Origin of the sequence: Streptomyces sp. 8N706 (genome assembly GCF_052245415.1) — a bacterium.
In the GTDB taxonomy this organism is placed as follows: Bacteria; Actinomycetota; Actinomycetes; order Streptomycetales; family Streptomycetaceae; genus Streptomyces.
In genome coordinates this window covers 20,196-45,718 of record NZ_JBQQBW010000030.1, presented here as the reverse complement: position 1 = coordinate 45,718, position 25,523 = coordinate 20,196, and the positions used below count along the sequence as shown (strand labels likewise).

The following is a 25,523-nucleotide window of genomic DNA, read 5'->3' as shown; positions in this document are numbered from 1 at the left end:
CGAGTCCGGTCGGCCGACTCCGTGGAGCGGGCGGTGCGTTGGGGCCGCGGGCGGCCGCGTGCGGCGGTCGGGTGGGCCGTATGGCGACCGCCGGCGGAACTCCGGCATGGTACGAGAGGCGCCGTAATTTGACTTCCATCGTAGTACGGCGAGTATCGTACGAAGCGGCCGATCCCGCTGCGACAGGCGAAACGGAGTCCTTCATGAGTGCCCTTTTCGAGCCCTACACCCTACGGTCGTTGACCATCCCGAACCGCATCTGGATGGCGCCCATGTGCCAGTACAGCGCGGAGGTGTCCGGGCCGGACGTCGGCGTCGCGAACGACTGGCACTTCGCCCACTACGCGGCGCGGGCCACCGGGGGCACCGGACTGATTCTGGTGGAGGCCACAGCGGTCAGCTCCGAGGGGCGGATCAGCCCCGCCGACCTCGGGATCTGGAACGACCGGCAGGCCGAGGCGCTCGGCCGGATCGCCGCCTTCCTCGCACGTCATGGGGCGACGCCGGGAATTCAGCTGGCGCATGCCGGACGGAAGGCATCCACCGACCGCCCGTGGCTGGGCGGCGGACCGCTCCCCGAGGAAGGGGAGGGATGGCAGCCCGTCGGGCCGAGCCCGGTGGCGTACGACGATGGCCACACCGTGCCCGCCGAGCTGAGCAAGGACCGGATCAAGGAGATCGTGGGGGAGTTCGCGGATGCCGCGCGGCGGGCCCTCGCGGCCGGCTTCCGGGTCGCCGAGGTGCACGGTGCGCACGGCTATCTGATCGGCGAGTTCCTCTCTCCGCACACCAATCACCGCACGGACGAGTACGGCGGCTCCTTCGAGAACCGCACGCGCTTCGCGCTGGAGGTCGTGGACGCGGTGCGCGCGGTGTGGCCCGAGGAACTGCCGCTGTTCTTCCGTATCTCCGCCACCGACTGGCTGACCGAGAACCCCGAGGACGAGCGAGAGGGCTGGACCGGCGACGACACCGTCCGCTTCGCGCGTGACCTGCGGACGCACGGGGTCGATCTGCTGGACGTCTCGACGGGCGGGCTCGCGCCCCGCGCGCACATTCCCGCCGCCCCCGGCTTCCAGGTGCCGTTCGCCCAGCGGGTCCGCACCGAGGCGGGTCTGCCCGTCGCGGCGGTCGGCCTGATCACCGACCCGGTGCAGGCGGAGAAGATCCTCGCCGACGGGCAGGCGGACGCGGTGCTGCTGGGCAGGGAACTGCTGCGCAACCCCTCCTTCGCCCGCCACGCCGCACGCGAGCTGGGCGGCCGGGTGCACGCGCCCCAGCAGTACCACCGCGCGGTCTGAACACTGCGTCGCGCAGGAGCTTCCTCGCCGCCCCACCACCGTGGTGGCCACCCCTGTTCGGCAGTCGTCGGCAGGGGTCCGGCCGCTTCCGCGCTGTGGCCCTGGCCTGACTTCTCGGTAAAATCTGATACACGATCACATCCCGCCCGGGGAACCGTACTTGGCTGCACGAGAACCACTCGGCTCCGGCGTCTCACAGGGTCCGCACAGCTGCCACCCAGACCTCTCTCATCGTCGGCTCCTAGGTTCCACAGCATGACCAATCACGCCAGGCACACGCGCCACACGCAGGACGAGAACGCCCCCGCCGCAACGGGGTTCAGCCGACGGAAGGCTCTGACCGTCCTCGGCGGAGCGGGGCTCGGAGTGGCCGGAATTGCCGCCTACGCCGCTCAGGCCTCGGCCGGGACGGAGAGCTCCGCCACGGGCGCGGCGGCCACCGGATCGCCCGCCGCCGGATCGACGACCGCCCCGCAGTGCCTCCTCACCGCGGAGCAGATGACGGGCCCCTACTACCTGGAGGACGAGAAGGTCCGCCGCGACATCACGGAGAACCGCCCGGGCGTCCCGCTCGCCCTCACCTTCCAGGTGGTGAACACCAAATCCTGCAAGCCCCTGCCCAACGCGGCGGTGGACATCTGGCACTGCGACGCCGGTGGCGTCTACGCCGGTTACACGGGCATCTCCCCGGACGAGCCCTACGACCCCAGCAAGGCCGACGAGAACGGGCACATCCCGAACACCGACGAGACCACGTTCCTGCGCGGCGTGCAGCTCACCGACGCGCGGGGCAGGGCGACCTTCGAGACGATCTTCCCTGGCTGGTACTACGGCCGCACCACCCACATCCACCTCAAGGTCCACTACGGCGGCGAGGTAGAGGGACGGACCTATGAGGACGGCCATGTCGCCCACACCGGCCAGGTCTTCTTCTCCGACGAGGTCGCCGACGCCATCGCCGAGCTGGATCCGTATGCCAAGCACACGGCGAGCGAGCGGGTCAAGCTCACCGATGACCGTACCGGCCAGTCGGCGGGCGCGGCGTCGGTGGTCACGCTCAAGCAGGTCAGGCCCGGCAGTTACAGCAAGGGCCTGATCGGATCGATCGTGCTGGGCGTCGACCCGGACGCGACCCCGCCCGAGGCGGGGGGCCGCGGACCGCGTCCGAGCTCCGCTCCCTGATCCCTCCCGGCACGGGGACATGCGCCGGATGTGCGACCGCCCGATCGTGGCGGCCGCACATCCGGCGGTACGTCGGCGAGGGCGGCGGCGTACGGAGGCCTGCGTCGCGGCGCCGTGGAGAGGTGGGCGCGACGGCGGGGTGCCTTGGTGACGCCGGGTGAGGCATGGGCGTCGCCCGGGGAGGTAGGCGTGACCGTGGGGCACCGGCCGCCGCGAGGTGGCCTCCGGACGCCCGGCTCCTCGAGAGGCCGGCGCGGTCCTCGAACTACGAGAGTTCTCGTACAATGGAGACCCGCAGGGCCAAGGGCACAGAGACGAGGAGCCGCCGTGACGACGACCACGACGCCGAGCCGCACGCTGGACCACCCGACGCGTGATCAGATCCGGCTCGAGCATGTACTCCATGCGCTCTCCGACCCGATGCGGCTGCGTATCGTCCGATCGCTGGCCGAGGCGGACGAGGAGCTCTCCTGTTCCGCGTTCGCGCTGCCGGTGAGCAAGTCCACCACCACGCATCATTTCCGGGTGCTGCGCGAGAGCGGTGTGGTCGGCCAGACCTACCGGGGCACCGCCAAGATGAGCGGGCTGCGCCGTAGCGATCTCGACGCGCTCTTCCCCGGACTACTCGACCACGTGCTCCGGGCGGTCGACCGTCAGACGGCGCGGCTCGGCGAGGGCTGACCCGCGCGGCCGTTCCGACCGGCGCGTTCGCCCTGATCCATGGGCTCGCCCTGATCCATGGATTGGTTTTGACCGGCGGGGGCGCCCTGGCCTGCGCGGTCGGCCCCTTGCTCCACGAGGTCGCCCCGGTCCGTACGGTCACCCCGGGCCGGGCGTTCGCCCTGCCCCGTGACGTCGCCCGCCGCGCCCAGCAGACCCGCCCAGTCCGGGATCTTCACGGTCGTCCGGCCCAGGGTCCGGCCCAGTGCCGCCTCCGCCGCCTCGATCGCCTGCCAGCCCGGCCACTCCACCGGCTCCTGACCCAGCAGCCGCAGTGCCTCCCGCGGGTCGTCGGGCACCCGTCGGCCCGCCAGGGCCGGCGCGTCGGCGAGCAGCGCCGCCGCCGTCTGCTTGGCGCACGGCCGATTGCTGCCGATGACGCCGGTCGGTCCCCGCTTGATCCACCCGGCGACGTACTCACCGGGGGAGGGCGTGCCGTCCCGCAGTACGCGCCCCTCGGCGTTCGGCACCGTGCCGTGGTCCGCGTCGAACGGCAGCCCCAGCAGCGGCACGCCCCGGTAGCCGACCGAGCGCAGCACCAGCTGGGCCGGGATCTCCTCGAACGCCCCGGTCCCCACCACACCGCCGTGCCCGTCCGGTACGGTCCGCTCGAAACGCACTCCCGCGACCCGCTCCCCGTCGGGAGAGGGGAGCACGGCCACCGGGCGCAGATGGAACCGCAGATGGATGCGGCGGCTACGGTCCCGGGGCGGCTGGGCGGCCCAGCCCCGCAGCACCTCCACATTGCGGCGGTTCACCGCCGGAAGTCCCGAGGAGTCGGCGACCGCCGGGTCCAGCGCCAGCTCCGCGGGGTCGACCACGACCTCCGCGCCCGGGAGCGAGCCCAGTTCCCGGAGCTCCTTGGTGGTGAACTTCGCCTGCGACGGCCCGCGCCGCCCCACCATGTGCACCTCGTTCACCCGGCTGTCCGCGAGCAGGCCCAGCGCGGCCTGCGGCACATCGGTCGGCCGCAGCTCCTCCGCTCCCCGGGCCAGGATGCGGGTCACATCCACTGCCACGTTCCCCACCCCGATGACCACCGCGGAGCGCGCGCCGAGCAGGAAGTCATCGGCGGGCGCATCCGGATGCGCGCTGTACCAGGAGACGAACTCGGTGGCGGAGAAGCTGCCGGGCAGCGTCTCGCCGGGGATACCGAGCCGCCGGTCGGTCGCCGCGCCCACGCAGTAGACCACCGCGTGATAGAGCTCGCGCAGCTGGTCCGGGCGTACGCCACCCGGCCCGATCTCCACATGGCCCAGGAAGCGGACGCGCGGATGCTCCAGAACCTTCCGGAGGTTGTTCTGCAGCGATTTGATCTTCTCGTGGTCGGGAGCGACGCCGTAGCGCACCAGCCCGTACGGGCAGGGCAGGCGGTCCAGCACATCCACATGCACATCGGGCACGGCTTGTTGCTCGACGAGGGCCTGGGCGGTGTACACCCCACTCGGTCCTGAACCGACAACGGCGACACGAAGCACGGCGGGCTCCTTCCCGCAGGGTGTTTCCAGCATCCCACCGGAAGGGGGGCGCGCGGGAGATAACCGCACGGTGTCCAGGACATGCCCCTCGTACGGTTGAGCCACGACGCCGCGGCACCGTAAACCGAGCAACCGCGCGTCACGCACAACACTTCCCCGCCGCAGGAGCGCCATCGAGCACCGTCCCGTGACAGCGCCGCGCGCCGGCCCCTGCCGAAGGCCGCGACACCATGGCCCGGCAGCCGCCGGCGTACCGCTGGCCGGCCCGGTTCACCACCGGTAGCTGCTGTCCGCCGGGGGGTCCGCGTCCGGCGGGACACCGCGCTCCCAGTCCAGGCCGTAGCGCTGGAACAGCTCGGCGCGCAGCCGCGTGATCGGCATGGGCGCGCCCGGCAGGAGCACCGCCACCACGGCACCCATCAGCAGGGCACGCAGCAGCGGATAGTCGGTGTCCGGGTCGGCCGAGCCGTAGCGCATCACGGTGTCCCTGAGCAGCGCGGCCAGCCGCTGCTGCTCCGGGCACTGCATGAACCCCTCGGCCGTGAGTATCCCGGCCATGTGCGTACGCATCAGCGTGGGTTGGTCACGGGCGATGCCCAGGATCGCGTCGATCGCCCGTGCCAGCCGCTCCTCGCCGTCGTCCGTCCGCGGCTCGCGTTCCAGCGCGGCGGCGAGCCGCAGATGCATGTGCCGGTGCACCGCCGACTGCAGAAGCTGCCGCTTGCCCGGGAAGTAGTACGAGACGAGTCCGCGGGCCGAGCCCGCGCGGTCCGCGATATCGGCGAGCGTCGTCGCCTCATAGCCGCGTTCGCCCACCAGTTCGACCGTGGCCTGGAGCAGGCGCTCGCGGGAGCGCCGGCGCAACTCTTCATTGACCGATGCGCTGCGCGGGGACATCCTGTAACTCCTGCGTTGACTGGCTTCGAGCCAATATACTTAGTGGGTCTTCGGATGTCCGGCCCTGCTCAGGGGCCGGTTTTCTGGGGCTGCCGCCGTTTCGGGCGACGCGGGGGATCGTCCGAAACGGCGGTTTCTGGCCACCGTCACGCAGCTGGGGCCCCGCACCCGCGAGGGCTCCACCGGCCCCGGACCGTCCCGCTGTTCCGGCCATGTCCGACGGCCCCGCCGCCACCGCTGCCGCGGCCGTCGCCGTTGTCCCGGTCGTCACCGGTGGTCCCGCTGCCACCGCTGTCCCGGTCGTCACCCACTGCTCCGCCATCGCTGCCGCGGCTACCACCCACGGCCGTGCCGCCACCGCTGCCCCCGTTGTCATGGCCCCACGCCGCCTCAGCTCTCCCGGCCCACCAGGTCCAGTACGGGGCGCAGGGCGTCGGGACGTTCCGCCGCCGGCAGATGGTCGACCAGGTGCACCGCGCAGCCCAGCCCCGCCGCGCCCGCGTCCGCCCGGCGGTCGTCGCCCACCATCACCACATCCTCCGGCGCCAGCCCCAGCGCGTCGCAGGCGACCCGGAACAGCCGCGGGTCCGGTTTCTGGACCCCGTGCTCGTACGACAGGGCGTAGGCGTCCACGGAGGCGTCCAGCCCATGGGTGCGGAAGACCGGGCGCAGGTCCCAGCCGATATTGCTGACCACGGCGACCCCGGCACCGCGGGCGCGCAGCTCGCCCAGCACCTCCGAGGCGTCCGGGTACGGCGCCCAGGCAGCCGGTTCCCTGTGGCGGTCGTACAGCGGCCCGTACAACTGCGGCCAGGGCAGACGGGCCTCCCGGGCCAGGCCCTCGTACGCCGCCCGGTGCAGTTCCGCGCTGCGGTCACGGTCCGCCCACAGCTGTGCGAGGTGGGGCGGCACCATCCGCGGGGAGAGTCCGCCCGGCAGGGCACCGGCCCACTCCAGCCGCTGGGCCCAGTGGAGGAGTTCGTCCTCCGGAACCGCGGTACCGGCCCGGTCGAGCACGGTCCGCAACCAGGAATCGGCCGGTTCGACACGGAAGAGGGTCCCGGAGAAGTCGAAGAGCACGCCCTTGATCGCCATGCCGCGATCCTCCCGGGTCACCCGTCCCGGGACAAGGGCACCTCTCGCGCGCCACCCTCCTTCGGCCAACGGACGAACACACTTGCGGCCACCGCCGCCAGTGCCACGCCCATCAGCCAGCCCGCCACCACGTCCGAGAGCCAGTGGACCCCGAGATACAGCCGGGTGAAGCCCACGCCCACGACGGAGACCGCGCCCACGGTGACGGCGCTCCGCAGCCACCACCCGCGCACCCCGACGCTCACCAGCAGCCACAGCAGCAGACAGCAGGCCAGGGCCGCGGTCATCGCGTGCCCCGAGGGGAAGGACGCGTAGTGGGCCGAGTCCACCGGGTCCGGCCACCGTGGACGTGGCCGCCCCACCGCCGCCTTCACGCCCTGCTGCACCGCGGATCCGGTCAGGGTCACGGCGAGAAGCCACAGGGCCGTCATCCGATGAGCGCGCCACGCCAACAGCAGCGCGGTGACCAGCACTAACGCACGCAGCGTCCACGGGTCCCACACCCAGTCCGTCATGATCCGGTTGGTGCGGGTCCAGCCGGGGTGGTCCACCGCCGAGCGGTGAAGGTCGTGGGCGATGCCCCGGTCGGCGGACATCAGGGGCGCCCAATGGACGGCCACCAGCACCAGCAGTACGGCGCTCAGCAGGCCACAGACCGCCGCGGTCCACAGAAGAATCCGGACCGTCGCCCCGGCCGGGGTGTCGCTGCCGGGGGGTGAGGGAGGTGAGCGGAGGAACGGCGCATCCATGAAGAGATCTTCGCAGGACCCCGCCGGAGAGGGAGCCAGATTCCGGCCGGGCACCACCTCGCGAAGCCCCCGGCTACCGCCCCCACCCGGACGGAGTCCGGGGGAGCGTCGCCGGCCGGTGAATCTCCCCGGTCACAGCCTTCTCTAGCCCAGTACGCGGAGCGCCGGAACGAATGCCAGGAGCAGGGGGACCACCGGGACCAGTGCCGCGGCCGCCGTCAGTCGCAGCCGGTGGGCGGGGCTGAGCCGGGGCGCCGGGGACAGCAGCCGGTCCACCCGCTGCGAGACCTGGGCCGGCGGTGTCGGGCACGGCCCGAACACCCCGCGGTCCTCGTTGAGTTCAACGAGCGCTAGCGCGATCGTCAGCCGTCCGAAGCGGCGGGAGGCGGTGTCGTCGGCGGCGAGCTCGACCAGCCGGTGCATCTGGTCGCGGAACGCCGCGAAAACCGGCACCTGCGGGAAGCCGTTGGCGAGCGCCGACGAGCAGTGCAGCAGCCAGTCGTGGCGCGCCCGCGCATGGCCCTGCTCGTGGGCCAGCACGGCGTCCAGCTGGCGCCGGTCGAGCCGCCGCAGCGCTCCTGTGGTGACGACGAGCCGGGGCTCGGGGCCCGGCAGCCACCAGGCGTCCGGCCGCTCCCCCTCGAGGACCACCAACCGGTCCTCGGCCGGAGTCTCGCCGGGCAGCCGGGGGGAGCGCACCAGCATCTCCGCGCGCCGCTGCCGGTGCCTGGCGCGCGCCGCCCACACCTCACGGGCCAGCATGGCCGCGGTCCACGCGCCTCCGCAGGCGAGCACTCCGGCGACGGTCCCCGCCCACGGACCGTAGCCCTGGAGGGCGTACGCCTCGACGACGCCGCGCGGCGCGGAGGCGAAGACATGGCCGCGTACGGCCTCCCAGGCGCCCGCGGCGCTGAGCGCCATCGCCAGCCCGCAGCAGAGCAGTACGGCCGCCACCACGCACTGCCACACCCACAGGGCGAGCACCGGCTCGCGGTCCGCCCACGCGGTGCCCGGCAGCAGGCGCGGGGCGATCGCCGCGGTCAGCCCGGCGAGAACGAGCAGGGCGAGCGGGAGCATCATGGCGGCCAGCCTACGAGCGCGGGCTACCCCCCGGGTATGGCCTGGACCGCGAAGTGATAGAGACCACGGAATCCGTAGGGTTGAAGCGCCGTGGGCCGGTTCAGACGGCCAGCAGCATGGTGAACATGGCCATCGCCATCGACATCCGGCACGCCGTCGCCAGCTCGGGGCGGTCCACCCAGCCGGCGACCACGGGCGTCGGGGACCCCGCGGGGTCCGCGCCGCCGAGCGGCACGATCCGGGTGCCCGTGCGCAGCACGTACACCGCGAAGTAGACCAGCAGCAGCCCCGTCAACATCGGGAATCCGCCCGAGGGTTGAGTCGCGACGTGGCCCGCGTGCCCCTCGGGCCCCCAGGCTCCGCCGCCCGGCATCGACAACGCGGTGTAGACCATGGCGAGTGAACCCACGGCGTGATGGAGGTGGTGGCCACCGGTGCGCGCGTGCACCAGCCCGCGCACCGCCAGGACGGCGAACACCGCGGCGAACACACGCACGGCCCACGGCTGCGGATCGAGTACCGGCACCGCCATCGCCGCCATGCCCAGCCCCATCAGCGCCTCGCCGCCCGCGTCGCGCCGGGCCCCGGGAGGCCCGGCCGACCGCAGGAGGAGCAGGCAGTACACACCGCTTGCACCGCACAGCCCGACGACCAGCCAGCCGACCAGCGGTGGTCCGTGCACAGCGCACCTCCCGGTCAGGACGGATACGCCGGGAGGCTTCCCGGCCCCGTACCGCACACGGGAGCGCATGGACGCACACGGGGGAGCGCGCCCGGCGCTCAGGGCCGGTAACGCATCGGATGGTCCTCGGGAATCTCCACCATCGCGATCCGCACACCGTCCGGATCGGAGATCCACATCTCGACCAGTCCCCAGGGCTCCTTCTTCGGCGGCCGCAGGATCTCCACGCCGCGGGCCGCCAACTCCTCATGCGCCGCTTCCGCGTCCGCGACCTGGAGCCACATCTGCAGCCCCGGCGCGGGTGGTTCCGCCGACCGGCCGGACACCTCCAGAAATCCCCCGCCGAGGAAATACACGGTCCCGCGCTCCGGCCCGGTCCCGAACTCGCGGTGGATCGCCAGGCCCAGCGCCTCGCCGTAGAAGGCCCGGGACCGCTCGGGGTCGGTCGGCCGCAACAGAATCCGGCTGCTCAGTACATGCACCATGACGGGGACCCTACGCGGGATCGCGTGGAGTGAACCCGTACGACGGGGCCGGCCCGGACGACGTTCCGTCATGCGGGGCCCGGCAGGTCCCCCTCGCCCGCGACACCCTCATCGCCTGGTACGAGCGCCGCGGCTACCGCCGTACGGGCCGGATGAGCCCGTTCCCGTACGGCGACGAGCGGGCCGGTGTCCCGCAGCGCGACGACCCGCAGTTCGAACTGCTGGTCAAGGAACTGGCGTAACGCGGCAGCTCACATCCGGCCCGCCGCCACGATGCGGTGGTCTTCCGTCCCGCGTGCGGGACGGACGTCTCCACCGCGTGACTCCCGGCGGAGGACTATGCCGTGAAGCGGCTGGTGTGCTTGATCTCCGGGAAGTCGGTGGTCGCGCCGTCCAGGCCCAGTGCGCGCACCAGCCGCAGATGGTCCTGGGTGTTGACCACCCATCCGATGACCTTCAGCTCCGCGGCCCGCGCCTTCTCCACGATCTCCAGGGTCAGCCGGCGGATGTTCAGCACGAGCGCTCCGGCGCCCACCGCGACCGCGCGGTCGACGACATCGGTGCCGTACCGGCTGGCGACGAGGGCGGTACGCACGCCCGGCAGCAGCCGGCGGATCTCCGCGAGGGACTCGTCGTGGAAGGAGATGACATCGACGCGGGCCATCAGGTCGCGCCGCTGCATGACCTCGGCGAGCGCCCGCGCGGCGGCCACGTCCTTGATCTCCGCCTGGAGCGGCGCTTGCACGGCGTCGAGGACCTCCTCGAAGACCGGGACGCGCTCGCCCTTGCCGGCGTCCAGCTCCCGCAGCTCGGCCAGGGTGAAGTCGTTGATACGGCCCTTGCCGTCCGTGGTGCGGTCCACGTCCGCGTCGTGCATCACCACGAGCGCGCCGTCCTTGCTCAGATGGAGGTCCAGTTCGATGACGTCCATCCCCTCGCGGTCGGCCCGCACGAACGAACGCAGGGTGTTCTCCGGCTCGACACCCATCACTCCGCGGTGACCGATGGTGAGGAAAGTCAAGGTTGTCTCCATTCCGGGTTCGGCGGCCACTGAACCAGCAGGGCAGCCTAACCGCACGTACGCCTGTTGCCGCAGGGTGCGAAGCCGGTCACCCGTGCGTGGGCGCGTCCTGGCCTGAGCTGACGCGGCGGCCCGTGCCGCGCTCGCGGCCGGTGGCACGCGCCGGTACCCGCTCGGGGAGAGGAGCAACACAGGGGGGAGTGGGGTGAATGATCGTGGGTACCGTTGCAGGCAGGAAAAACATCGGTGAGCAGGGGTGGTAAGCAGGATGATTTCCGGCTACTCCGGTTGAGTGAGGGGACGTCGTCCATATACGGTGGATAGACGCGAGGTTCTCCCGTGGAAGGTGAGCAATGACGGAAATTCTTGTGCAGGGTCGCGCGGAAGGCGATGTTCTGCCCGCAGAGCGCGTGGTCGACCATCCCTCCTGGCCGGTCCTCAAGGATGCCGTGGAGGAGATCCGGCCCTGGCAGTCCAAGGACGGCTCGATCGACTTCGAGGCCGACGGGGCGCCCGCCCGGGCCGCCGTCGAGGCCGTGCTCATGCGCGCGATCGCGGCCATCGAGGATCTCTCTCCGCTGCTGCCCCACGACGAGGCGTACCACCGGGCCCTCGTCGCCGACCTCCGGCGCTGGGCGGACGGAGGCTTCGGTGTGCCGGACTTCCTGGACTCCCTGCTGGCCTTCCAGCCGGCCGCGCAGCGTGCGGACGGCCTCCAGCACCTGGTCGTCTTCGCCATGTACACCCAGAACGGCAATCCGGACCGCAATCTGGAAGCCGTCGTGCTGCGGGTGGTCTGGCCCGAGTGGCTGTCCGAGCTGGAGCGCACCCGCTACGACAACCCGCTCTTCGTCGGCATCACCTTCGAGGACTTCACCAGCGGCTACGACACCAACTCCGCGGTGCTGTTCCCGGAGACCATCGCCGTCCGCGAGGCCCCGGAGCGCTTCACCTGGGGCGCCATCTTCTGCGACCGCGAGGCCGCCCGCTTCCGGGTCGTCAGCGAGGCCGCCGTCAGGACCCTCGGGGTCGAACTGCCGGAGGACATCCGGGAGATGCTCGCCGACCAGGAGCGCTGCCAGCAGGCGTACGTCCTGTGGGACCTGGTGCACGACCGCACCCACAGCCATGGCGACCTGCCGTTCGACCCCTTCATGATCAAGCAGCGCCAGCCGTTCTGGATGTACGGACTCGAGGAGCTGCGCTGTGACCTCACGACCTTCAAGGAGGCCGTGAAGCTGGAGGCCGAGGGGTTCGCGCAGGCCCGCGATGTGCAGTACGCGGTGATCTTCGACCGTATCTTCCGCTTCCCGGTCACCGGCGAACGGGTGCGCAACTACGACGGGCTCGGCGGCCAGCTGCTGTTCGCCTACCTCCACCGGCACGACGTCGTACGCTGGACGGACAACACCCTGTATATCGACTGGGACCGCGCCCCGCAGGTCACCAATCAGCTCTGCGCCGAGATCGAGAAGCTGTACCGCGACGGCATCGACCGCCCCAAGCTGGTCCACTGGTTCGCCGCGTACGACCTGGTCTCGACGTACCTCGCCCCGCACCCCGGATCCACCTGGGCCAAGGGCCCCGACGCCCTCGACCTCACCCAACCGCCGCGCAAACTCGTCGACGATGTGCTTCCCGACGAGTTTCCGCTCAGCATGTTCTACGAGGCCCTCGCCAAGAAGCTCAAGGGCGTGATTGCCTCGACCAAGGGCATCACGGCGCAGAGCGTCGAGCAGGTGGCCGCGTGACCGAGTCCGGAGAGGCGACGACGATGACGAGCAACGGCACGGGTCCCCTCGACGGCGCCGTCGTAGCGGTGGCGGGAGCGGCGGGTCCCGCGGGCCGGGCGGCGCTGCTCCGCCTCGCGGAGGCGGGAGCCACCGTTGTGGCCTCCGACTCCGACGCCGCACGCCTCGCGGAGGCCGTCGACGAGGCCCGGTACGCGCACGGCGGCGCCACGGTCACCGGCGACACCGTGGACCTGCTCGACCTCGCCGCGACACGGGAGTGGGCCGCGCGTACGGAGAAGGAGTTCGGCCGGGTCGACGGCCTGGTCCACCTGGTCGGCGGCTGGCGCGGCAGCCGTACGTTCGCCGAGGCGCCCCTCGCCGACTGGGACACCCTGCACGATCTCCTCATCCGCACCGTGCAGCACACCTCACTCGCCTTCCACGACGCCCTGCAGCGCAGCGGCAACGGCCGCTATCTGCTGATCAGTGCGGCCGGTGCCAGCAAGCCCACCGCGGGCAACGCCGCGTACGCCGCCTCGAAGGCCGCGGCCGAGGCCTGGACCCTCGCGCTCGCCGACGCGTTCCGCAAGGAGGGGGGCGAGGGCGGCCCCTCGGCGGCGGCTGCCATCCTGGTGGTGAAGGCGTTGGTGCACGACGCGCTGCGCGCAGAGCGGCCCAACGCGAAGTTCGCGGGCTTCACGGACGTCAAGGACCTGGCCGAGGCCATCGTCGGTGTCTGGAGCCGGCCCGCCGAGGAAGTGAACGGAAACCGTCTGTGGCTGACCCCGCAAGCGTGACCACCGACGCCAAGCGGCGCCACGATCCCGACCTGCGCGGATTCGCCAGCGACAACTACGCGGGGGCCCACCCCGAGATTCTGGCGGCCCTCGCCGTCGCCAACGGCGGTCACCAGATCGCCTACGGGGAGGACGCGTACACCGAGCATCTCCAGCGGGTCGTGGGCAGCCACTTCGGCCAGACCGCCCAGGCGTTCCCGGTCTTCAACGGCACCGGTGCCAACGTGGTGGCCCTGCAGTCGGTCACCGACCGCTGGGGTGCCGTGATCTGCGCCGACACCGCGCACATACACCGTGACGAGTGCGGGGCCCCCGAGCGGGTCGGCGGGCTCAAGCTGCTCACGGTGCCGACACCGGACGGCAAGCTCACCCCGGACCTGATCGACCGGGAGGCGTTCGGCTGGGACGACGAGCACCGGGCCATGCCCCAGGTCGTCTCGATCACCCAGAGCACCGAGCTGGGCACCGTCTACACCCCCGACGAGGTGCGGGCGATCTGTGAACACGCCCATCAGCACGGCATGCTGGTGCACCTCGACGGATCCCGGCTGGCCAACGCCGCGGCGTCGGTGGACAGACCGATGCGCGCCTTCACCAATGCCGCGGGCGTGGACATCCTCTCGCTCGGCGGGACGAAGAACGGCATGGTCTTCGGGGAGGCCGTGATCGTCATCAACCCGGACGCCGTACGGGCGATGAAGCATGTGCGGAAGCTGTCGATGCAGCTGCCCTCCAAGATGCGCTTCGTCTCCGTGCAGTTGGAGGCCCTCCTCGCCGGGGACCTCTGGCTTCGCAACGCCCGCCACGCCAACACCATGGCCCGGCGGCTCGCGGACGGCGTGCGCGGGATCGACGGCGTGGAGATCGTCCACCCGGTGGAGGCCAACGCGGTCTTCGCGACCCTTCCGCACGATGTCTCCGAGCGGCTGCAGAAGCGGTACCGCTTCTACTTCTGGGACGAGGCGACCGGGCTCGTCCGCTGGATGTGCTCCTTCGACACCACCGAGGCGGACGTGGACTCGTTCGCCGCCGCCGTCGCGGAGGAGATGGGCAAGCGGTGAACCGGCGGACCCGTTGAAGGGACCGTCCGGTGACGCCGTTGCGGCGAGCCGTGGATGCCGCTGAATAGGTATGCGCTCGGCCGTAATTCGATTGACTCACGGTCGGGCGCGTCCCTACGCTCCCGATCATGGAACTGACCCAGGACACGCCTGGCCTGTCGGGCTATCTCGCCGCGGACGAGGCCGTCGACCACGAGCATCCGCTGGTGCGGGAGACCGCCGCCCGCCTGGCGGCGGACACATCCGGCCCCCACGCCTACGCCAGGGCGGCCTACGAGTACGTCCGGGACACGATCCCGCACTCCTCCGACAGCGGTGATCCCCGGGTGAGCTGGCGCGCCTCCGACGTACTGGCCACCCGGAACGGCATCTGCCACGCCAAGTCCCACGCCCTCGCCGCGCTGCTGCGCGCCCGGTCGATCCCCGTGGGCTTCTGCTACCAGAAGCATGAGGTGGTCCACGGGCTGATCGCGCTCTGGCTTCCGGCGGAGGAACGGTGGGCCCGCCAGGATCCGCGCGGCAACAAGCCGGGTGTGGACGCCCAGTTCAGGCTGGACCGCGAACAGCTCGCCTGGCCCGTGCGCCCCGAACTCGGAGAGGCGGACTACGGCACGGTGCACTCCGCGCCGCACCCCGCCGTTCTGAGGGCGCTTCAGCGGGCCGGGGACGTGACACAGCTGATGCGGCTGCTGCCCACCGCCCTGCCGGCGCCCGGGGACGGCGCACCATGACGCCCGAGGAGCGCCCCTCCCCGGACGGGCTGCCGCGGCCTCAGCGGCCGGCCGCCTCCGCCGGGGTCGGCGCGGTGCCACCCAGGTGCGCCGGGACCCACCAGGTGTCGTCCGGCCCCTTGGGACGTACGGGGTACGCCCGCTGAGCCGCCTCCAGCAGCTCCTGCACCCGGGCGCGCACCCGCTGGGTGATGCCCACCGCCGTCTCGCCCGGGTCCGCGGCCATCGGCTCGCCGACCCGCATGGTGATGGGGATGTGGTTGCGGCCGAGGTTGCGCGGCCGCCCCTTGGTCCACAGCCGCTGAGTGCCCCACAGCGCCATCGGCAGCAGCGGCACACCCGCCTCCTGCGCCAGCCGGGCCGCGCCCGACTTGAAGGTCTTCAGGGTGAACGACGGCGAGATCGTCGCCTCCGGGAACACCCCGATGATCTCGCCCGAGCGCAGCGCCTTGAGCGCGTGCGCATAGGCGTGCTCACCCTGCGACCGGTCCACCGGGATGTGCTTCATCGCCCGCATCAGAGGACCCGAGATCTTGTGGCGGAAGACCGCCTCCTTCGCCATGAAGCGCACCAGGCGCTTGGCGGGCCGGGCGGTGAGCCCGCAGAACACGAAGTCCAGGTAGCCGATGTGGTTGCTGACGAGGACGGCTCCACCGCGCCGGGGTATGTTCTCGGTGCCCTGGATGTCGAAGCGCAGGTCGAGCGCCTTGAACATGGTGCGTGCGACGCCGATCACCGGTGGGTAGACGAGCTCTGCCATGCAGGGGGACCCTTCTGTGCGGCCTGGGGAGGGTTCTCCCGGCGAAGTTACGCAGTCGTAGGTTTGCGGCTTTGGGCAGATCGTGCCTGATCCCTCGCACTTCGGCCACCCCAGGAGCCTTCTGGGCGGGAGATCCTCGTCACGTCGGGGCGCCCGGACTTGGCACAGGAGCCCCGCCTCACCGCCCGTCAGCCCGTGGCCCGGCGCAGCAGCAGATACATTTCGCACCCCAGGCAGTAGCCGAACACCGCGTTGAGGAAGGCTGCCGCCAGGGCGCAGCCGGTGGCCGCCATCCCCAGCCACTCCGGACCGACGACATAGCCGACGAGGCCGACGACGGCGAAGAACAGGCCGACGGCCTGGGCGAAGCGCGGCGGCGCGGGATCCTCGAACTCCGACGGCGGACCGAGCCGCGGGCGCACCACGGTCCGGAACAGCCATCCGTACGGCGAACGGGACACCCCCGCCACCGCCCCCACCGCGAAGCACAGCGCTTGCCAGGCCAGCAGCCCGCCGCTGCCGGAGATCAGCACAGCGGCCAGCACCACCGTCGTCACGGCCGCGCCGAACCTCGCTCCTCGTATGTCGATGTCCACGCTCATCCCGCCAGCATGCCGCAGACCGGCCACGGGAATTCCTGCGGCCCTGTGAACGCTCCATACTCCGATGACCGGACTGATGGTGTGCGTCGTGGTGCTCGTACTGGCGGGCGCCTTCGGGCTGCTGCACACACGACGAGGCGGGAGACCGAAGGTGCGCGGTCGCGACGGCGAGCTGCGGCTGGGCGAAGCCGAACTGGAAGCGGATCTGGGGCAGCGGGCGACGCTGGTCCAGTTCTCCAGCGCGTTCTGCCAGCCGTGCCGGGCCACCCGGCGGACGCTGACGGATGTCGTCGGCATGGTCGAGGGCGTGGCCCACGTGGAGATCGACGCGGAGGCCCGGCTGGAACTCGTGCGGACCCTCCGGATTCTGCGCACCCCCACGGTCCTGGTGCTCGACGCGGACGGCCGGATCGTCCGCCGGGCCTCCGGCCAGCCGCGCAAGGCGGACGTCATCGCGGCCCTGGGCGAAGCCGTCGCCCGCGCCGAGTGATGGTCCTCCCATATCCCGGACCGCGCTTGACGTCGCCGTTTACCTCTCGTCAGGCTGACGCCATGCGGTCGGGATTCCTTCTCTACGGACGCGTGCACGTGGACCTCGTCCGGCACGCCAGCGCGCGGTGTCCGAGCCCCTGAGCATTGACGACTCCGCCCGGCTCGAATCCACAGAAGGACAATTCCATGACGGCCACGCACGATCTCGGCACGCCACAGCTCGCCGCTACCGACCTCCTGCGCTCCGCCTTCCGCCGCCACGCCGCCGGCGTCGCCGTGATCACGGCATTCGGCAGCCGCCCTGTCGGCTTCACCGCTACCTCCCTCACCTCGGTGGCGGCCGAACCGCCCCTCCTCTCGTTCGGCATCGGTACGGGCTCCTCGAGCTGGCCGGTGATCGCGGACGCCGAGCACGTCGGTGTGCACATCCTCGGCGAGAACCAGCGGGAGCTCGCCGCTACCTTCGCCCGCAGCGGCGCCGACCGCTTTGCCGCCCCCACCCGATGGCAGCCCGGTCCTCACGGTGTTCCCGTACTGGACGGTGTGCTGGCGTCGCTGGTGTGCCGTGTGGCGGCCCGGATACCCGCCGGTGACCACCGGGTGGTCATCGGCGAAGTCGTCTCCGGCACCGTGCCGGAGGACCTGGGCACCGGGCGCCCGCTGCTGTACCACCACGGGGGCTTCAACGCCCTGCGGGACTGAAGCGGCCGAACGCCCGCCCGAGCCCGGAGCGTTGGGGGCAGGAAGGCCCGTACGGCGGCAGCGATGGCGATCCAGGACGAGATCGAGCTGTGATATCGGTCTCTCGTCATCCGTCCCACTCGCATTTCACCTGGTCAACCGGCATCTTGGCTTTTGGGTGAGCACTTGCTTAGCGGGGAAGCCCGGAGTGTACTGACGAGTAACAATTTGGTCGGACCGCGGACCGCCCCAACCGGGATCCGCCCCGAATGGCGCCTATGCTGCCAGCAAGAGGCAGCTCAGTAGAGACGATGCAGTAGGAGAGCCGGCGTGAGCTTGAGGATCGTTGTCTGTGTGAAGTACGTGCCCGACGCCACCGGCGACCGGCACTTCGCCGAGGACCTGACCACCGACCGCGAAGCGGTCGACGGCCTGCTGTCCGAGCTCGACGAGTATGCCGTCGAGCAGGCCCTCCAGATCGCCGACGAGGCCGACGACGCGGAGATCACCGTCCTGACCGTCGGCCCGGAGGACGCGCGCGACGCGCTGCGCAAGGCGCTCTCCATGGGTGCGGACAAGGCCGTCCACGTCGAGGACGACGACCTTCACGGCACCGACGCCCTGGGCACCTCGCTGGTCCTGACCAAGGCCATCGAGCACATCGGCTACGACCTGGTCGTCTGCGGTATGGCCTCCACCGACGGCACCATGGGTGTCCTGCCGGCGATCCTGGCCGAGCGGCTCGGCGTGCCGCAGGTGACGCTGCTGTCCGAGGTCTCCGTCGAGGACGGCAAGGTCACCGGCCGCCGTGACGGCGACGCCGCCAGCGAGCAGCTCGAGGCCGCGCTCCCGGCCGTCGTGTCCGTGACCGACCAGTCGGGCGAGGCCCGCTACCCGTCGTTCAAGGGCATCATGGCCGCCAAGAAGAAGCCGGTGGAGACGCTGGACCTGTCGGACCTGGACATCGAGACGGACGCGGTCGGCCTCGAGGGCGCCTGGACCAAGGTCGACGACGCCGCGCAGCGTCCGCCCCGTACCGCCGGCACGATCGTCAAGGACGAGGGCGAGGGCGGCAAGCAGCTCGCGGAGTTCCTCGCGGGCCAGAAGTTCATCTGAGCTTCGGCGATCACCCCAACTGCCCCCAGATACTTCGCATTCGCAGGAGAGCAATCCCATGGCTGAAGTTCTCGTCTACGTCGACCACGTGGACGGTGCCGTCCGCAAGCCGACCCTCGAACTGCTGACCCTCGCCCGTCGCGTCGGCGAGCCCGTCGCCGTGCACCTGGGCGCCGGCGCCGACACGGCCGCCCCGGTGCTCGCCGAGCACGGCGCGGTGAAGGTCCTGGCCGCCGACGCCCCCGAGTTCGGCGACTACCTCGTCGTCCCGAAGGTGGACGCCCTCGAGGCCGCCTACAAGGCCGTCGAGCCGGTCGCCGTGCTCGTACCGTCCTCCGCGGAGGGCAAGGAGATCGCCGCCCGCCTCGCGGTGCGCATCGGCTCCGGCATCATCACCGACGCCGTCGACCTCGAGGCCGGCGACGAGGGCCCGGTGGCCACCCAGTCGGCGTTCGCCGCCGCCTTCACCACCAAGTCCCGTGTCACCAACGGCACCCCGGTCATCACCGTCAAGCCCAACTCGGCCGCGCCCGAGGCCGCCCCGGCCGCCGGTGCCGTCGAGCCGCTGTCCGTCACCTTCGGTGAGAAGTCCACCGGCACCAAGGTCGTCTCCCGCACCCCGCGTGAGTCCACCGGCCGCCCGGAGCTGACCGAGGCCGCGATCGTGGTCTCCGGTGGCCGTGGCGTCAACGGCGCCGAGAACTTCCACATCGTCGAGAGCCTGGCGGACTCGCTCGGCGCCGCTGTCGGCGCCTCGCGTGCCGCCGTCGACGCCGGCTGGTACCCGCACTCCAACCAGGTCGGCCAGACCGGGAAGTCCGTCTCGCCGCAGCTGTACATCGCGGCGGGCATCTCCGGCGCGATCCAGCACCGGGCCGGTATGCAGACCTCGAAGACCATCGTGGCCGTCAACAAGGACGCCGAGGCCCCGATCTTCGACCTGGTCGACTACGGCGTGGTCGGCGACCTCTTCGAGGTCGTCCCCCAGCTGACCGAAGAGGTCAAGTCCCGCAAGGGCTGAGCCGCTTCGCCCCGTGGCCCCCGGACGCAGCGCGTCCGGGGGCCACGTGCGTGCCGAGTCGGGACGCCTCCCCGAACCAGGCGTCCAAGTCCCGGGTGTCCCGACCAGTACGACCGCTTTGTGCAGGGCAACACGGCTCGGACGGACGACGGGCCGGTGCGCTTCCGGCACCCTTCCGGAAGGATGTTGACCAGCGGTCCTGCCGTGGATAGCTTCGCTCGACGGATAGCTGATTCCGTACAGCGGAAAGCGGAGGGTTGTCGCATGGGGAAGCAGGAGACGGTGCCCACCAGCCTCGCCGGCGCGGTGCGCGAGGAGATCGGAGCCTCGCTGGCCGGGGTGGACGCGGAGCTCGCCCGCCGCTACCCCGGCGACCCCGGCACCCGCCAGCCCGTGCACACCGTCTACGTCCCCGGCGACGTCATCGCTGCCGACACCGTCCGCACCTGGGGCGACCGGGCCCTCGCCGCGCTCGACGAGTACGCCCCCGACGCCGCTTCCCTCGCCGCCGTCCTCGGGCTGAGCGAGGAGCTCGCCGGGCCCGTCTACGAGCGGGTCCGCGCCAAGCTCCGCCGGGAGCCCGTCGAGGACCTGCGGATCGACTTCGAGGACGGGTACGGCGCCCGCCCCGGTGACGAGGAGGACGCGGCGGCCGCGCGCGCGGCCCGCCTCGTCGCCGCCGCTGTCGCCGACGGCACCGCGCCTCCGTACCTGGGCATCCGGATGAAGTGCATGGAAGCACCCGTCCGCGACCGCGGAATCCGCACCCTGGACATCTTCCTCACCGGTCTGATGGACGCCGGAGGCCTGCCCTCCGGACTCCTCCTCACCCTCCCCAAGGTGACGTACGCCCAGCAGGTCGCCGCCATGGTGCGGCTGCTGGAGGAGTTCGAGTCGGCACACGGCCTGGAGTCCGGCCGGATCGTCTTCGAGATCCAGATCGAGACGACGCAGGCCGTCCTCGGGGCCGACGGCCGCGCCACCGTCGCCCGTATGATCGACGCCGCCGGAGGACGGGCGAGCGGACTCCACTACGGCACCTTCGACTACAGCGCCGCCTGCGGTGTCAGCGCCGCGCACCAGTCCCTGGACCACCCCGTGGCCGACCACGCCAAGGCCGTCATGCAGGTCGCCGCCGCGGGAACCGGTGTCCGGCTCTCCGACGGCTCCACCAACGTCCTCCCCGTCGGCCCCACTTCGCAGGTCCACGACGCCTGGCGGCTCCACCACGGCCTCGTACGCCGCTCCCTGGCCCGCGCCTACTACCAGGGCTGGGACATGCACCCCGGCCATCTGCCCACCCGCTACGCCGCCGTCTACGCCTTCTACCGCGAGGGGTTGGGGCAGGCCGCCGCCCGGCTCGCCGCGTATGTGAACCGTGCGGGCGGCGCCGTCATGGACGAGCCCGCCACCGCCAGGGCCCTCAGCGGATATCTGCTCCGCGGTCTGGACTGCGGGGCCTCGGACCCCGATGAGGTCACCGGGCTCACCGGACTCGGCCGGGCCGAGCTCGAGCGGCTGGCCGGCAGGCCGTCGGCCCGACGGGCTTCCGACCCGCTCCGGAGGCCGTGACGCGGGCGCCTGTCCGAGTTGTAGTGCCTTGGTGAATGTGTTCCGGGGAGACCGAACGGCCCGTCACCGCCGCCCCTTAGGGTGTCCACCGGAGCCGGAACGGTCCGGAGTGACGAGGAACGGGGCAGCGGTGTCTTCGGGGGAGTACGGGAAGGACGGCGAGGGGCGGCTGCTCGCGGGCCGCTACCGGGTGGTGCGGCAGCTCGGCCGCGGCGGCATGGGTACGGTGTCCCAGGCCGTGGACGAGGTGCTCGGCCGGGAGGTGGCGGTCAAGGAACTGCGCACCTACAGCGACTCCTCCGGCCCCGAACTCGCTGATCTGCGGCTGCGGATGCAGCGCGAGGCGCGGGCAGCCGCCCGCATCAGGCACCCCGGGGTCATCGCGGTGCACGACATCGCGGACGACGAGGGGCGCCCCCTCATCGTGATGGAACTCGTCGACGGCCCGTCGCTGGACGACGTACTGACCGAGCGGGGCGTACTCGATCCGCGCGAGGCAGCGGCCATCGGCGCCAAGGTGATGGACGCCCTGGACGCGGCCCACCGCGCGGGGGTGCTCCACCGCGATGTCAAGCCGGCCAATGTGCTGCTCGACCGCAGTGGGCGGGTGGTCCTCACCGACTTCGGCATCGCCACGATGGAGGAGCCGGGCGACGGCGCGTCGACACGGCTCACCAACAGTGGCGACATCGTCGGCTCGCTGGACTATCTCGCTCCGGAACGCGCCCGGGGGCAGGAGCCGGGGCCCGCGGCCGACGTATGGTCGCTGGGCGCGACGCTGTACGCCGCCGTGGAGGGCTCGTCGCCGTTCCGCCGTACGTCGGCCTGGTCCACGCTGACCGCCATCGTCACCGATCCGCTGCCCGAGCCGCAGCGTGCGGGACCGCTGGCTCCGGTGCTGCGCGAGCTGATGGCCAAGGACCCGGCCGCGCGGCCCGACGCACAGCGCGCCCGGGAACTGCTGGAAGCGGTCGCGGCGGGCCGGGCGGACGAGAGCGCGGGCAGGGCTCCGGGCGCGGCGGACACGACGCGGCTCGGTACGGGGCCCCGCCGGACGCGCCCGTCGCCCACCGCACCCGACAACCTCGGCTTCGGTCCGGCGCCGGAGCTCCATGGGCAGGTGTCGCCTGTGCAGCCGAGTTCAGGGCAGCCGAGTCCGGGCCGGCCAAGTCCGGGCCGGCCGGAGCCGCTTCAGCCCCCGGCCTCGCAAGCGGTCCCGGTGACGCACCCGGCGGGCCCCGCCGCGGACGGTCCGCTGGTAACCGGTGGCTCCGACCGGCGCTCGGAGGGGCGCCGCAGCGGCCGTCTCGCCGTGGCCGCCGTGGGCGCGGCGCTCCTACTGGCCACTGCCGGGACGACGGTCGCGATGATGATCGGCTCGGGGTCCGGGACGTCCGACGGGGCGGCCGCGGACCGTGTCTCCTCCTCCCCCGCCGGCACCACGGACGGAAAGCGGGACGGGAGCAAGGCGGCGGGCGAGAAGGCGGAACGCTCCACGTCCCCGGCTCCCTCGCGCAAGGCGTCGGCGCCGCCCGACGAGAAGCCCGCCGGCGGGGACGGGACGACCACGACCGGGGGCGGGGACTCCGGCGACGAGGGCGACGGCTCAGGGCCGGACGACGGCGGCACTTCCGGCGAGCAGGGCGGCGGGTCCACGTCCACGGGCGGTGGAGACGGCGGCGGAGGCGCCACGGGAGGAGGAGAGTCCACGCCCGCCCCGGTATGCCATGGCATCGGCGACGGCAAGTACAACTGCACCGTGTGGCGGACCGCCGACTCCTACGACAGCTCCGGCACCAAGGTCGGCAAACTCAACGCCGGCACCAACTACTTCTACTGCCAGACCAAGGGCCGCAGGGAGACGTACGGCCAGTGGACGAACACCTGGTGGGCCAAGACCGACGACGACAGCGGCTACACGGGAGTGCTGGTCAGCGACGTCTACATCAAGGGCGGGGACAACGACCAGCCGGTGCCCGGGCTGCCGGTCTGCTGAGGGACGGGCGCGGCGGGCCTTTCTCAGACCAGCCCGTCGGGCGGGGGGAGTTCGCCGGAACCCCGGGTGATCAGCCGGGTCGGGAGTTCCACCCGGGCAGGCTCGTCCGCCGCGCCGTCGAGCCTGCGGAAGAGCTGCTCGGCCGCTGTGCGCCCCAACTGGGCGGCATCCTGGGCGACCACGGTGACGCCGGGGGAGAGGAGGTCGGCCAGTTCGAAGTCGTCGAAGCCGACGAGGGCGACGGGCCGGGGCCGGCCGCTCAGGACCCGGACGACGGTGACCGTCACCCGGTTGTTGCCGGAGAAGAACGCGGTGACGGGCTCCGGCCCGTCGAGCATGGCCAGGGCCGCGGATCGCACGCGCTCCGGCTCGGTGGAGCCGAGCGACACCCAGGCGTCGTCGACGGTGAGCCCGGCGTCCGCCATGGCGGCGCGATATCCGCGCAGCCGCTCGACGGCGGTGTGAATACGCGGCTGGTCGCCGATGAAGCCGATCCTGCGGTGGCCGTGGGCTATGAGATGGGTGACGCCGTCGCGGGCGCCGGAGAAGCTGTCGGAGAGCACCACATCGGCGTCGATGCGGCCCGGCGGGCGGTCCACGAACACCGTGGCCACTCCGGCCGCGATCTCCGGCTCCAGATAACGGTGGTCGTCGCTGGCCGGAACGATGACGAGGCCGTCCACCCGGCGGGCGCAGAAGGCCAGCACCAACTCCTGCTCGCGCTCGGCCTCCTCGGCGCTGGAGCCATGGATCAGCAGCGCGCCGTGGGTGCGGGCGGTCTCCTCCACCGCACGGCTCAGCGGACCGTAGAAGGGGTCGGCCAGGTCCTCGAGGACGAGCCCGATGCTGGCGGTACGGCCCTTGCGCAGGATCCGGGCGCTGTCGTTACGGCGGAAGCCGAGGGCGTCGATCGCCTCCTGCACCCTGCGGACCGTGTCGGGCGTGACGCCCGGCTCGCCGTTCACCACCCGCGAGACCGTTTTCAGGCCGACGCCGGCGCGCGCGGCGACGTCCTTCATGGTGGGCCGGGTGCCATAGCGGCGCTCGGCGCGAGGGGCGATGTCGGCCACGGTGCGGGATCCTGTTCGTCCACGGTCAGGTGGCTACGAGCATAAGGCCTGGACAACGTTGTCAAAACTCGCGAGACTGAACCGCTGGAACCGCCGCCCACCAGGAGATACGACACCGATGCACAACGACCTCGTCGCCGCCCTCGACATCGGTGGGACCAAGATCGCCGGGGCCCTGGTCGACCGCGGCGGCCGGCTTCTCGTCCGCGCCCAGCGGCCCACTCCGGCCCACGAGGACGGCGACACCGTCATGGCGGCCGTGGCGGCGGTGCTCGGAGAGCTCGCGGACGACGCGCGGTGGGCCCGGGTGACCGCGGTGGGCATCGGCAGCGCGGGGCCGGTCGATGCGACAGCCGGGACCGTCAGCCCGGTCAATGTGCCGGGCTGGCGGGACTATCCGCTGGTGGACCGGGTCAGGTCGGTCGTCGGCGGGGCGGGCGCCGGTGGGTCGGTCGTCGGCGGGGCGGGCACAGTGGCCGGTGGCCTTCCGGTCGCTCTGATCGGTGACGGGGTCGCGATGACGGCCGCCGAGCACTGGCTGGGTGCCGCCCGCGGCTGTGCCAACGCCCTGTGCATGGTGGTCTCGACGGGCGTCGGCGGCGGACTTGTGCTGGGGGGCACACTGCACCCGGGGCCGAGCGGCAACGCCGGTCACCTCGGGCACATCAGCGTGGACCTGGACGGGGACCCGTGTCCGTGCGGGGCGCGGGGCTGTGTGGAGCGCATAGCCAGCGGACCGAACATCGCCCGCCGCGCGCTGGAGCGCGGCTGGCGCCCCGGGTCCGACGGCGACACCACCGCCGCCGCGGTGGCGCGGGCGGCCCGAGCCGGTGACGCCGTCGCCAGGGCGTCGTTCGAGCGGGCCGCACAGGCTCTCGCCGCCGGGATCGCGGCGGCGGCCACCCTCGTGGAGATCGAAGTGGCGGTGATCGGCGGGGGAGTGGCCGCGGCCGGTGACGTTCTCTTCGCTCCGCTGCGGCGCGCTCTGCGGGACTACGCCACGCTCTCCTTCGTCCAGGGGCTGAGGGTGGCGCCGGCCCGGATGGGCACGGACGCGGGCCTGGTGGGCGCGGCGGCCGCGGCGTGGGATGCCTCCGGAGCGGGGCGGCCGGCCACGGTGGCCCCGGGGCCGTCGGTCGCGTAGCGCGAAGGGGGCGACCGGGTGTCCGGGCGCCGTCGGTTTCCGCCGGTGCAGCGTCGC

Annotated in this window: 25 protein-coding genes and 1 pseudogene; 15 read left to right on the top strand and 11 right to left on the bottom strand. The window is 72.0% G+C overall.

Annotated features, from left to right (window positions below):
* The first annotated feature begins 203 nt into the window (after window positions 1–203).
* The 3 genes from ACTWQE_RS14055 to ACTWQE_RS14045 all read left to right on the top strand — a co-directional run bounded on the left by ACTWQE_RS14055 (window position 204) and on the right by ACTWQE_RS14045 (window position 3,164).
* Window positions 204–1,301: an NADH:flavin oxidoreductase/NADH oxidase gene (locus ACTWQE_RS14055; RefSeq protein WP_443329255.1), complete on the top strand. Its 1,098-nt coding sequence runs from the start codon at window positions 204–206 to the stop codon at window positions 1,299–1,301.
* A 255-nt stretch (window positions 1,302–1,556) separates the two neighbouring features.
* Window positions 1,557–2,483 carry an intradiol ring-cleavage dioxygenase gene (locus tag ACTWQE_RS14050; protein WP_443329254.1) on the top strand — a complete coding sequence of 309 codons (927 nt, stop codon included), beginning with the start codon at window positions 1,557–1,559 and terminating at the stop codon, window positions 2,481–2,483.
* Window positions 2,484–2,810: 327 nt separating this feature from the next.
* A complete protein-coding gene (locus tag ACTWQE_RS14045; RefSeq protein ID WP_443329253.1) occupies window positions 2,811–3,164 on the top strand; it encodes an ArsR/SmtB family transcription factor in 354 nt (117 codons plus the stop codon).
* On the opposite strand, the gene ACTWQE_RS14040 is transcribed toward ACTWQE_RS14045, so the two are convergent.
* The 7 genes from ACTWQE_RS14040 to ACTWQE_RS14010 all read right to left on the bottom strand — a co-directional run bounded on the left by ACTWQE_RS14040 (window position 3,137) and on the right by ACTWQE_RS14010 (window position 9,669).
* Entirely contained in the window at window positions 3,137–4,681 is a 1,545-nt protein-coding gene (locus ACTWQE_RS14040; RefSeq protein WP_443329252.1) for an FAD-dependent oxidoreductase, read from the bottom strand. The two genes, ACTWQE_RS14045 and ACTWQE_RS14040, sit on opposite strands and share 28 nt — an antisense overlap.
* 270 nt (window positions 4,682–4,951) lie before the next feature.
* Window positions 4,952–5,578 carry a TetR/AcrR family transcriptional regulator gene (locus ACTWQE_RS14035; RefSeq protein ID WP_443329251.1) on the bottom strand — a complete coding sequence of 209 codons (627 nt, stop codon included), beginning with the start codon at window positions 5,576–5,578 and terminating at the stop codon, window positions 4,952–4,954.
* 390 nt (window positions 5,579–5,968) lie between these two features.
* Entirely contained in the window at window positions 5,969–6,673 is a 705-nt protein-coding gene (locus ACTWQE_RS14030; protein ID WP_443329250.1) for an HAD family hydrolase, read from the bottom strand.
* 17 nt (window positions 6,674–6,690) lie between these two features.
* Window positions 6,691–7,422, bottom strand: a complete 732-nt coding sequence (locus ACTWQE_RS14025; RefSeq protein WP_443329249.1) for a phosphatase PAP2 family protein — start codon at window positions 7,420–7,422, stop codon at window positions 6,691–6,693.
* Between the two features lie 144 nt (window positions 7,423–7,566).
* Window positions 7,567–8,502 carry a M56 family metallopeptidase gene (locus ACTWQE_RS14020; RefSeq protein ID WP_443329248.1) on the bottom strand — a complete coding sequence of 312 codons (936 nt, stop codon included), beginning with the start codon at window positions 8,500–8,502 and terminating at the stop codon, window positions 7,567–7,569.
* Between the two features lie 100 nt (window positions 8,503–8,602).
* Complete coding sequence (locus ACTWQE_RS14015) at window positions 8,603–9,184, bottom strand: DUF5134 domain-containing protein (protein ID WP_443329247.1); 582 nt, start codon at window positions 9,182–9,184, stop codon at window positions 8,603–8,605.
* 98 nt (window positions 9,185–9,282) lie between these two features.
* Window positions 9,283–9,669 carry a VOC family protein gene (locus ACTWQE_RS14010; protein WP_443329246.1) on the bottom strand — a complete coding sequence of 129 codons (387 nt, stop codon included), beginning with the start codon at window positions 9,667–9,669 and terminating at the stop codon, window positions 9,283–9,285.
* Window positions 9,670–9,767: 98 nt separating this feature from the next.
* Between ACTWQE_RS14010 and ACTWQE_RS14005 the strand changes: the two are divergent.
* Window positions 9,768–9,911 (top strand): annotated as a pseudogene (locus tag ACTWQE_RS14005) (GNAT family N-acetyltransferase); the annotation flags it as partial.
* A 95-nt stretch (window positions 9,912–10,006) separates the two neighbouring features.
* On the opposite strand, the gene ACTWQE_RS14000 reads toward ACTWQE_RS14005, so the two are convergent.
* Window positions 10,007–10,690, bottom strand: a complete 684-nt coding sequence (locus ACTWQE_RS14000; protein WP_443329245.1) for a glycerophosphodiester phosphodiesterase — start codon at window positions 10,688–10,690, stop codon at window positions 10,007–10,009.
* Window positions 10,691–11,043: 353 nt separating this feature from the next.
* Between ACTWQE_RS14000 and ACTWQE_RS13995 the strand changes: the two genes are divergently transcribed.
* The 4 genes from ACTWQE_RS13995 (at window position 11,044) to ACTWQE_RS13980 (ending at window position 15,012) form a co-directional block, all read left to right on the top strand.
* Window positions 11,044–12,441, top strand: coding sequence for a DUF6421 family protein (locus ACTWQE_RS13995; RefSeq protein WP_443329244.1), 1,398 nt, complete (start codon window positions 11,044–11,046; stop codon window positions 12,439–12,441).
* A 23-nt stretch (window positions 12,442–12,464) separates the two neighbouring features.
* Window positions 12,465–13,220 (top strand): SDR family oxidoreductase, encoded by a 756-nt coding sequence (locus ACTWQE_RS13990; RefSeq protein WP_443329277.1) that lies wholly within the window; start codon window positions 12,465–12,467, stop codon window positions 13,218–13,220.
* Window positions 13,199–14,281, top strand: coding sequence for a threonine aldolase family protein (locus ACTWQE_RS13985; RefSeq protein WP_443329243.1), 1,083 nt, complete (start codon window positions 13,199–13,201; stop codon window positions 14,279–14,281). The genes ACTWQE_RS13990 and ACTWQE_RS13985 overlap by 22 nt, the downstream gene beginning before the upstream one ends.
* A gap of 128 nt (window positions 14,282–14,409) precedes the next feature.
* A complete protein-coding gene (locus ACTWQE_RS13980) occupies window positions 14,410–15,012 on the top strand; it encodes a transglutaminase-like domain-containing protein (RefSeq protein WP_443329242.1) in 603 nt (200 codons plus the stop codon).
* A gap of 40 nt (window positions 15,013–15,052) precedes the next feature.
* Here the strand turns inward: ACTWQE_RS13980 and ACTWQE_RS13975 are convergent, their stop codons facing one another.
* Both ACTWQE_RS13975 and ACTWQE_RS13970 read right to left on the bottom strand, forming a co-directional pair.
* A complete protein-coding gene (locus tag ACTWQE_RS13975; RefSeq protein ID WP_443329241.1) occupies window positions 15,053–15,772 on the bottom strand; it encodes a lysophospholipid acyltransferase family protein in 720 nt (239 codons plus the stop codon).
* Between the two features lie 188 nt (window positions 15,773–15,960).
* Window positions 15,961–16,368 (bottom strand): DUF4395 domain-containing protein, encoded by a 408-nt coding sequence (locus ACTWQE_RS13970; protein WP_443329276.1) that lies wholly within the window; start codon window positions 16,366–16,368, stop codon window positions 15,961–15,963.
* 70 nt (window positions 16,369–16,438) lie between these two features.
* Here ACTWQE_RS13970 and ACTWQE_RS13965 point away from each other — a divergent pair, with 70 nt between their 5' ends.
* From ACTWQE_RS13965 to ACTWQE_RS13940, 6 genes are all read left to right on the top strand, one after another.
* The gene (locus ACTWQE_RS13965) at window positions 16,439–16,864 is read left to right on the top strand and encodes a TlpA family protein disulfide reductase (protein ID WP_443329240.1); all 426 of its coding nucleotides are present in this window, start codon (window positions 16,439–16,441) and stop codon (window positions 16,862–16,864) included.
* 188 nt (window positions 16,865–17,052) lie between these two features.
* Window positions 17,053–17,568 (top strand): flavin reductase family protein, encoded by a 516-nt coding sequence (locus ACTWQE_RS13960; RefSeq protein WP_443329239.1) that lies wholly within the window; start codon window positions 17,053–17,055, stop codon window positions 17,566–17,568.
* Between the two features lie 309 nt (window positions 17,569–17,877).
* Window positions 17,878–18,663, top strand: coding sequence for an electron transfer flavoprotein subunit beta/FixA family protein (locus tag ACTWQE_RS13955; protein WP_443329238.1), 786 nt, complete (start codon window positions 17,878–17,880; stop codon window positions 18,661–18,663).
* A gap of 58 nt (window positions 18,664–18,721) precedes the next feature.
* A complete protein-coding gene (locus tag ACTWQE_RS13950) occupies window positions 18,722–19,684 on the top strand; it encodes an electron transfer flavoprotein subunit alpha/FixB family protein (protein ID WP_443329237.1) in 963 nt (320 codons plus the stop codon).
* Between the two features lie 264 nt (window positions 19,685–19,948).
* Complete coding sequence (locus ACTWQE_RS13945; protein WP_443329236.1) at window positions 19,949–21,256, top strand: DUF6986 family protein; 1,308 nt, start codon at window positions 19,949–19,951, stop codon at window positions 21,254–21,256.
* Window positions 21,257–21,386: 130 nt separating this feature from the next.
* Window positions 21,387–23,252 carry a protein kinase domain-containing protein gene (locus ACTWQE_RS13940; RefSeq protein ID WP_443329235.1) on the top strand — a complete coding sequence of 622 codons (1,866 nt, stop codon included), beginning with the start codon at window positions 21,387–21,389 and terminating at the stop codon, window positions 23,250–23,252.
* Between the two features lie 23 nt (window positions 23,253–23,275).
* On the opposite strand, the gene ACTWQE_RS13935 is transcribed toward ACTWQE_RS13940, so the two are convergent.
* A complete protein-coding gene (locus ACTWQE_RS13935; RefSeq protein ID WP_443329234.1) occupies window positions 23,276–24,322 on the bottom strand; it encodes a LacI family DNA-binding transcriptional regulator in 1,047 nt (348 codons plus the stop codon).
* 118 nt (window positions 24,323–24,440) lie between these two features.
* On the opposite strand from ACTWQE_RS13935, the gene ACTWQE_RS13930 reads away from it, so the two are divergent.
* On the top strand, window positions 24,441–25,466 hold the full coding sequence (locus tag ACTWQE_RS13930; RefSeq protein WP_443329233.1) for an ROK family protein: 1,026 nt from the start codon (window positions 24,441–24,443) through the stop codon (window positions 25,464–25,466).
* Window positions 25,467–25,523 lie beyond the last annotated feature (57 nt).

What these genes read in the sequence shown, in the direction of transcription:
- ACTWQE_RS13945 (WP_443329236.1), top strand. Translation starts at nt 19,949, where the DNA reads ATGGGGAAGCAGGAGACGGTGCCCACCAGCCTCGCCGGCGCGGTGCGC.
- ACTWQE_RS13965 (WP_443329240.1), top strand. Translation starts at nt 16,439, where the DNA reads ATGACCGGACTGATGGTGTGCGTCGTGGTGCTCGTACTGGCGGGCGCC.
- ACTWQE_RS13995 (WP_443329244.1), top strand. Translation starts at nt 11,044, where the DNA reads ATGACGGAAATTCTTGTGCAGGGTCGCGCGGAAGGCGATGTTCTGCCC.
- ACTWQE_RS13990 (WP_443329277.1), top strand. Translation starts at nt 12,465, where the DNA reads ATGACGAGCAACGGCACGGGTCCCCTCGACGGCGCCGTCGTAGCGGTG.
- ACTWQE_RS14035 (WP_443329251.1), bottom strand. Translation starts at nt 5,578, where the DNA reads ATGTCCCCGCGCAGCGCATCGGTCAATGAAGAGTTGCGCCGGCGCTCC.
- ACTWQE_RS13930 (WP_443329233.1), top strand. Translation starts at nt 24,441, where the DNA reads ATGCACAACGACCTCGTCGCCGCCCTCGACATCGGTGGGACCAAGATC.
- ACTWQE_RS14020 (WP_443329248.1), bottom strand. Translation starts at nt 8,502, where the DNA reads ATGATGCTCCCGCTCGCCCTGCTCGTTCTCGCCGGGCTGACCGCGGCG.
- ACTWQE_RS13980 (WP_443329242.1), top strand. Translation starts at nt 14,410, where the DNA reads ATGGAACTGACCCAGGACACGCCTGGCCTGTCGGGCTATCTCGCCGCG.
- ACTWQE_RS13975 (WP_443329241.1), bottom strand. Translation starts at nt 15,772, where the DNA reads ATGGCAGAGCTCGTCTACCCACCGGTGATCGGCGTCGCACGCACCATG.
- ACTWQE_RS13950 (WP_443329237.1), top strand. Translation starts at nt 18,722, where the DNA reads ATGGCTGAAGTTCTCGTCTACGTCGACCACGTGGACGGTGCCGTCCGC.
- ACTWQE_RS14055 (WP_443329255.1), top strand. Translation starts at nt 204, where the DNA reads ATGAGTGCCCTTTTCGAGCCCTACACCCTACGGTCGTTGACCATCCCG.
- ACTWQE_RS14010 (WP_443329246.1), bottom strand. Translation starts at nt 9,669, where the DNA reads ATGGTGCATGTACTGAGCAGCCGGATTCTGTTGCGGCCGACCGACCCC.
- ACTWQE_RS14025 (WP_443329249.1), bottom strand. Translation starts at nt 7,422, where the DNA reads ATGGATGCGCCGTTCCTCCGCTCACCTCCCTCACCCCCCGGCAGCGAC.
- ACTWQE_RS13960 (WP_443329239.1), top strand. Translation starts at nt 17,053, where the DNA reads ATGACGGCCACGCACGATCTCGGCACGCCACAGCTCGCCGCTACCGAC.
- ACTWQE_RS14030 (WP_443329250.1), bottom strand. Translation starts at nt 6,673, where the DNA reads ATGGCGATCAAGGGCGTGCTCTTCGACTTCTCCGGGACCCTCTTCCGT.
- ACTWQE_RS14050 (WP_443329254.1), top strand. Translation starts at nt 1,557, where the DNA reads ATGACCAATCACGCCAGGCACACGCGCCACACGCAGGACGAGAACGCC.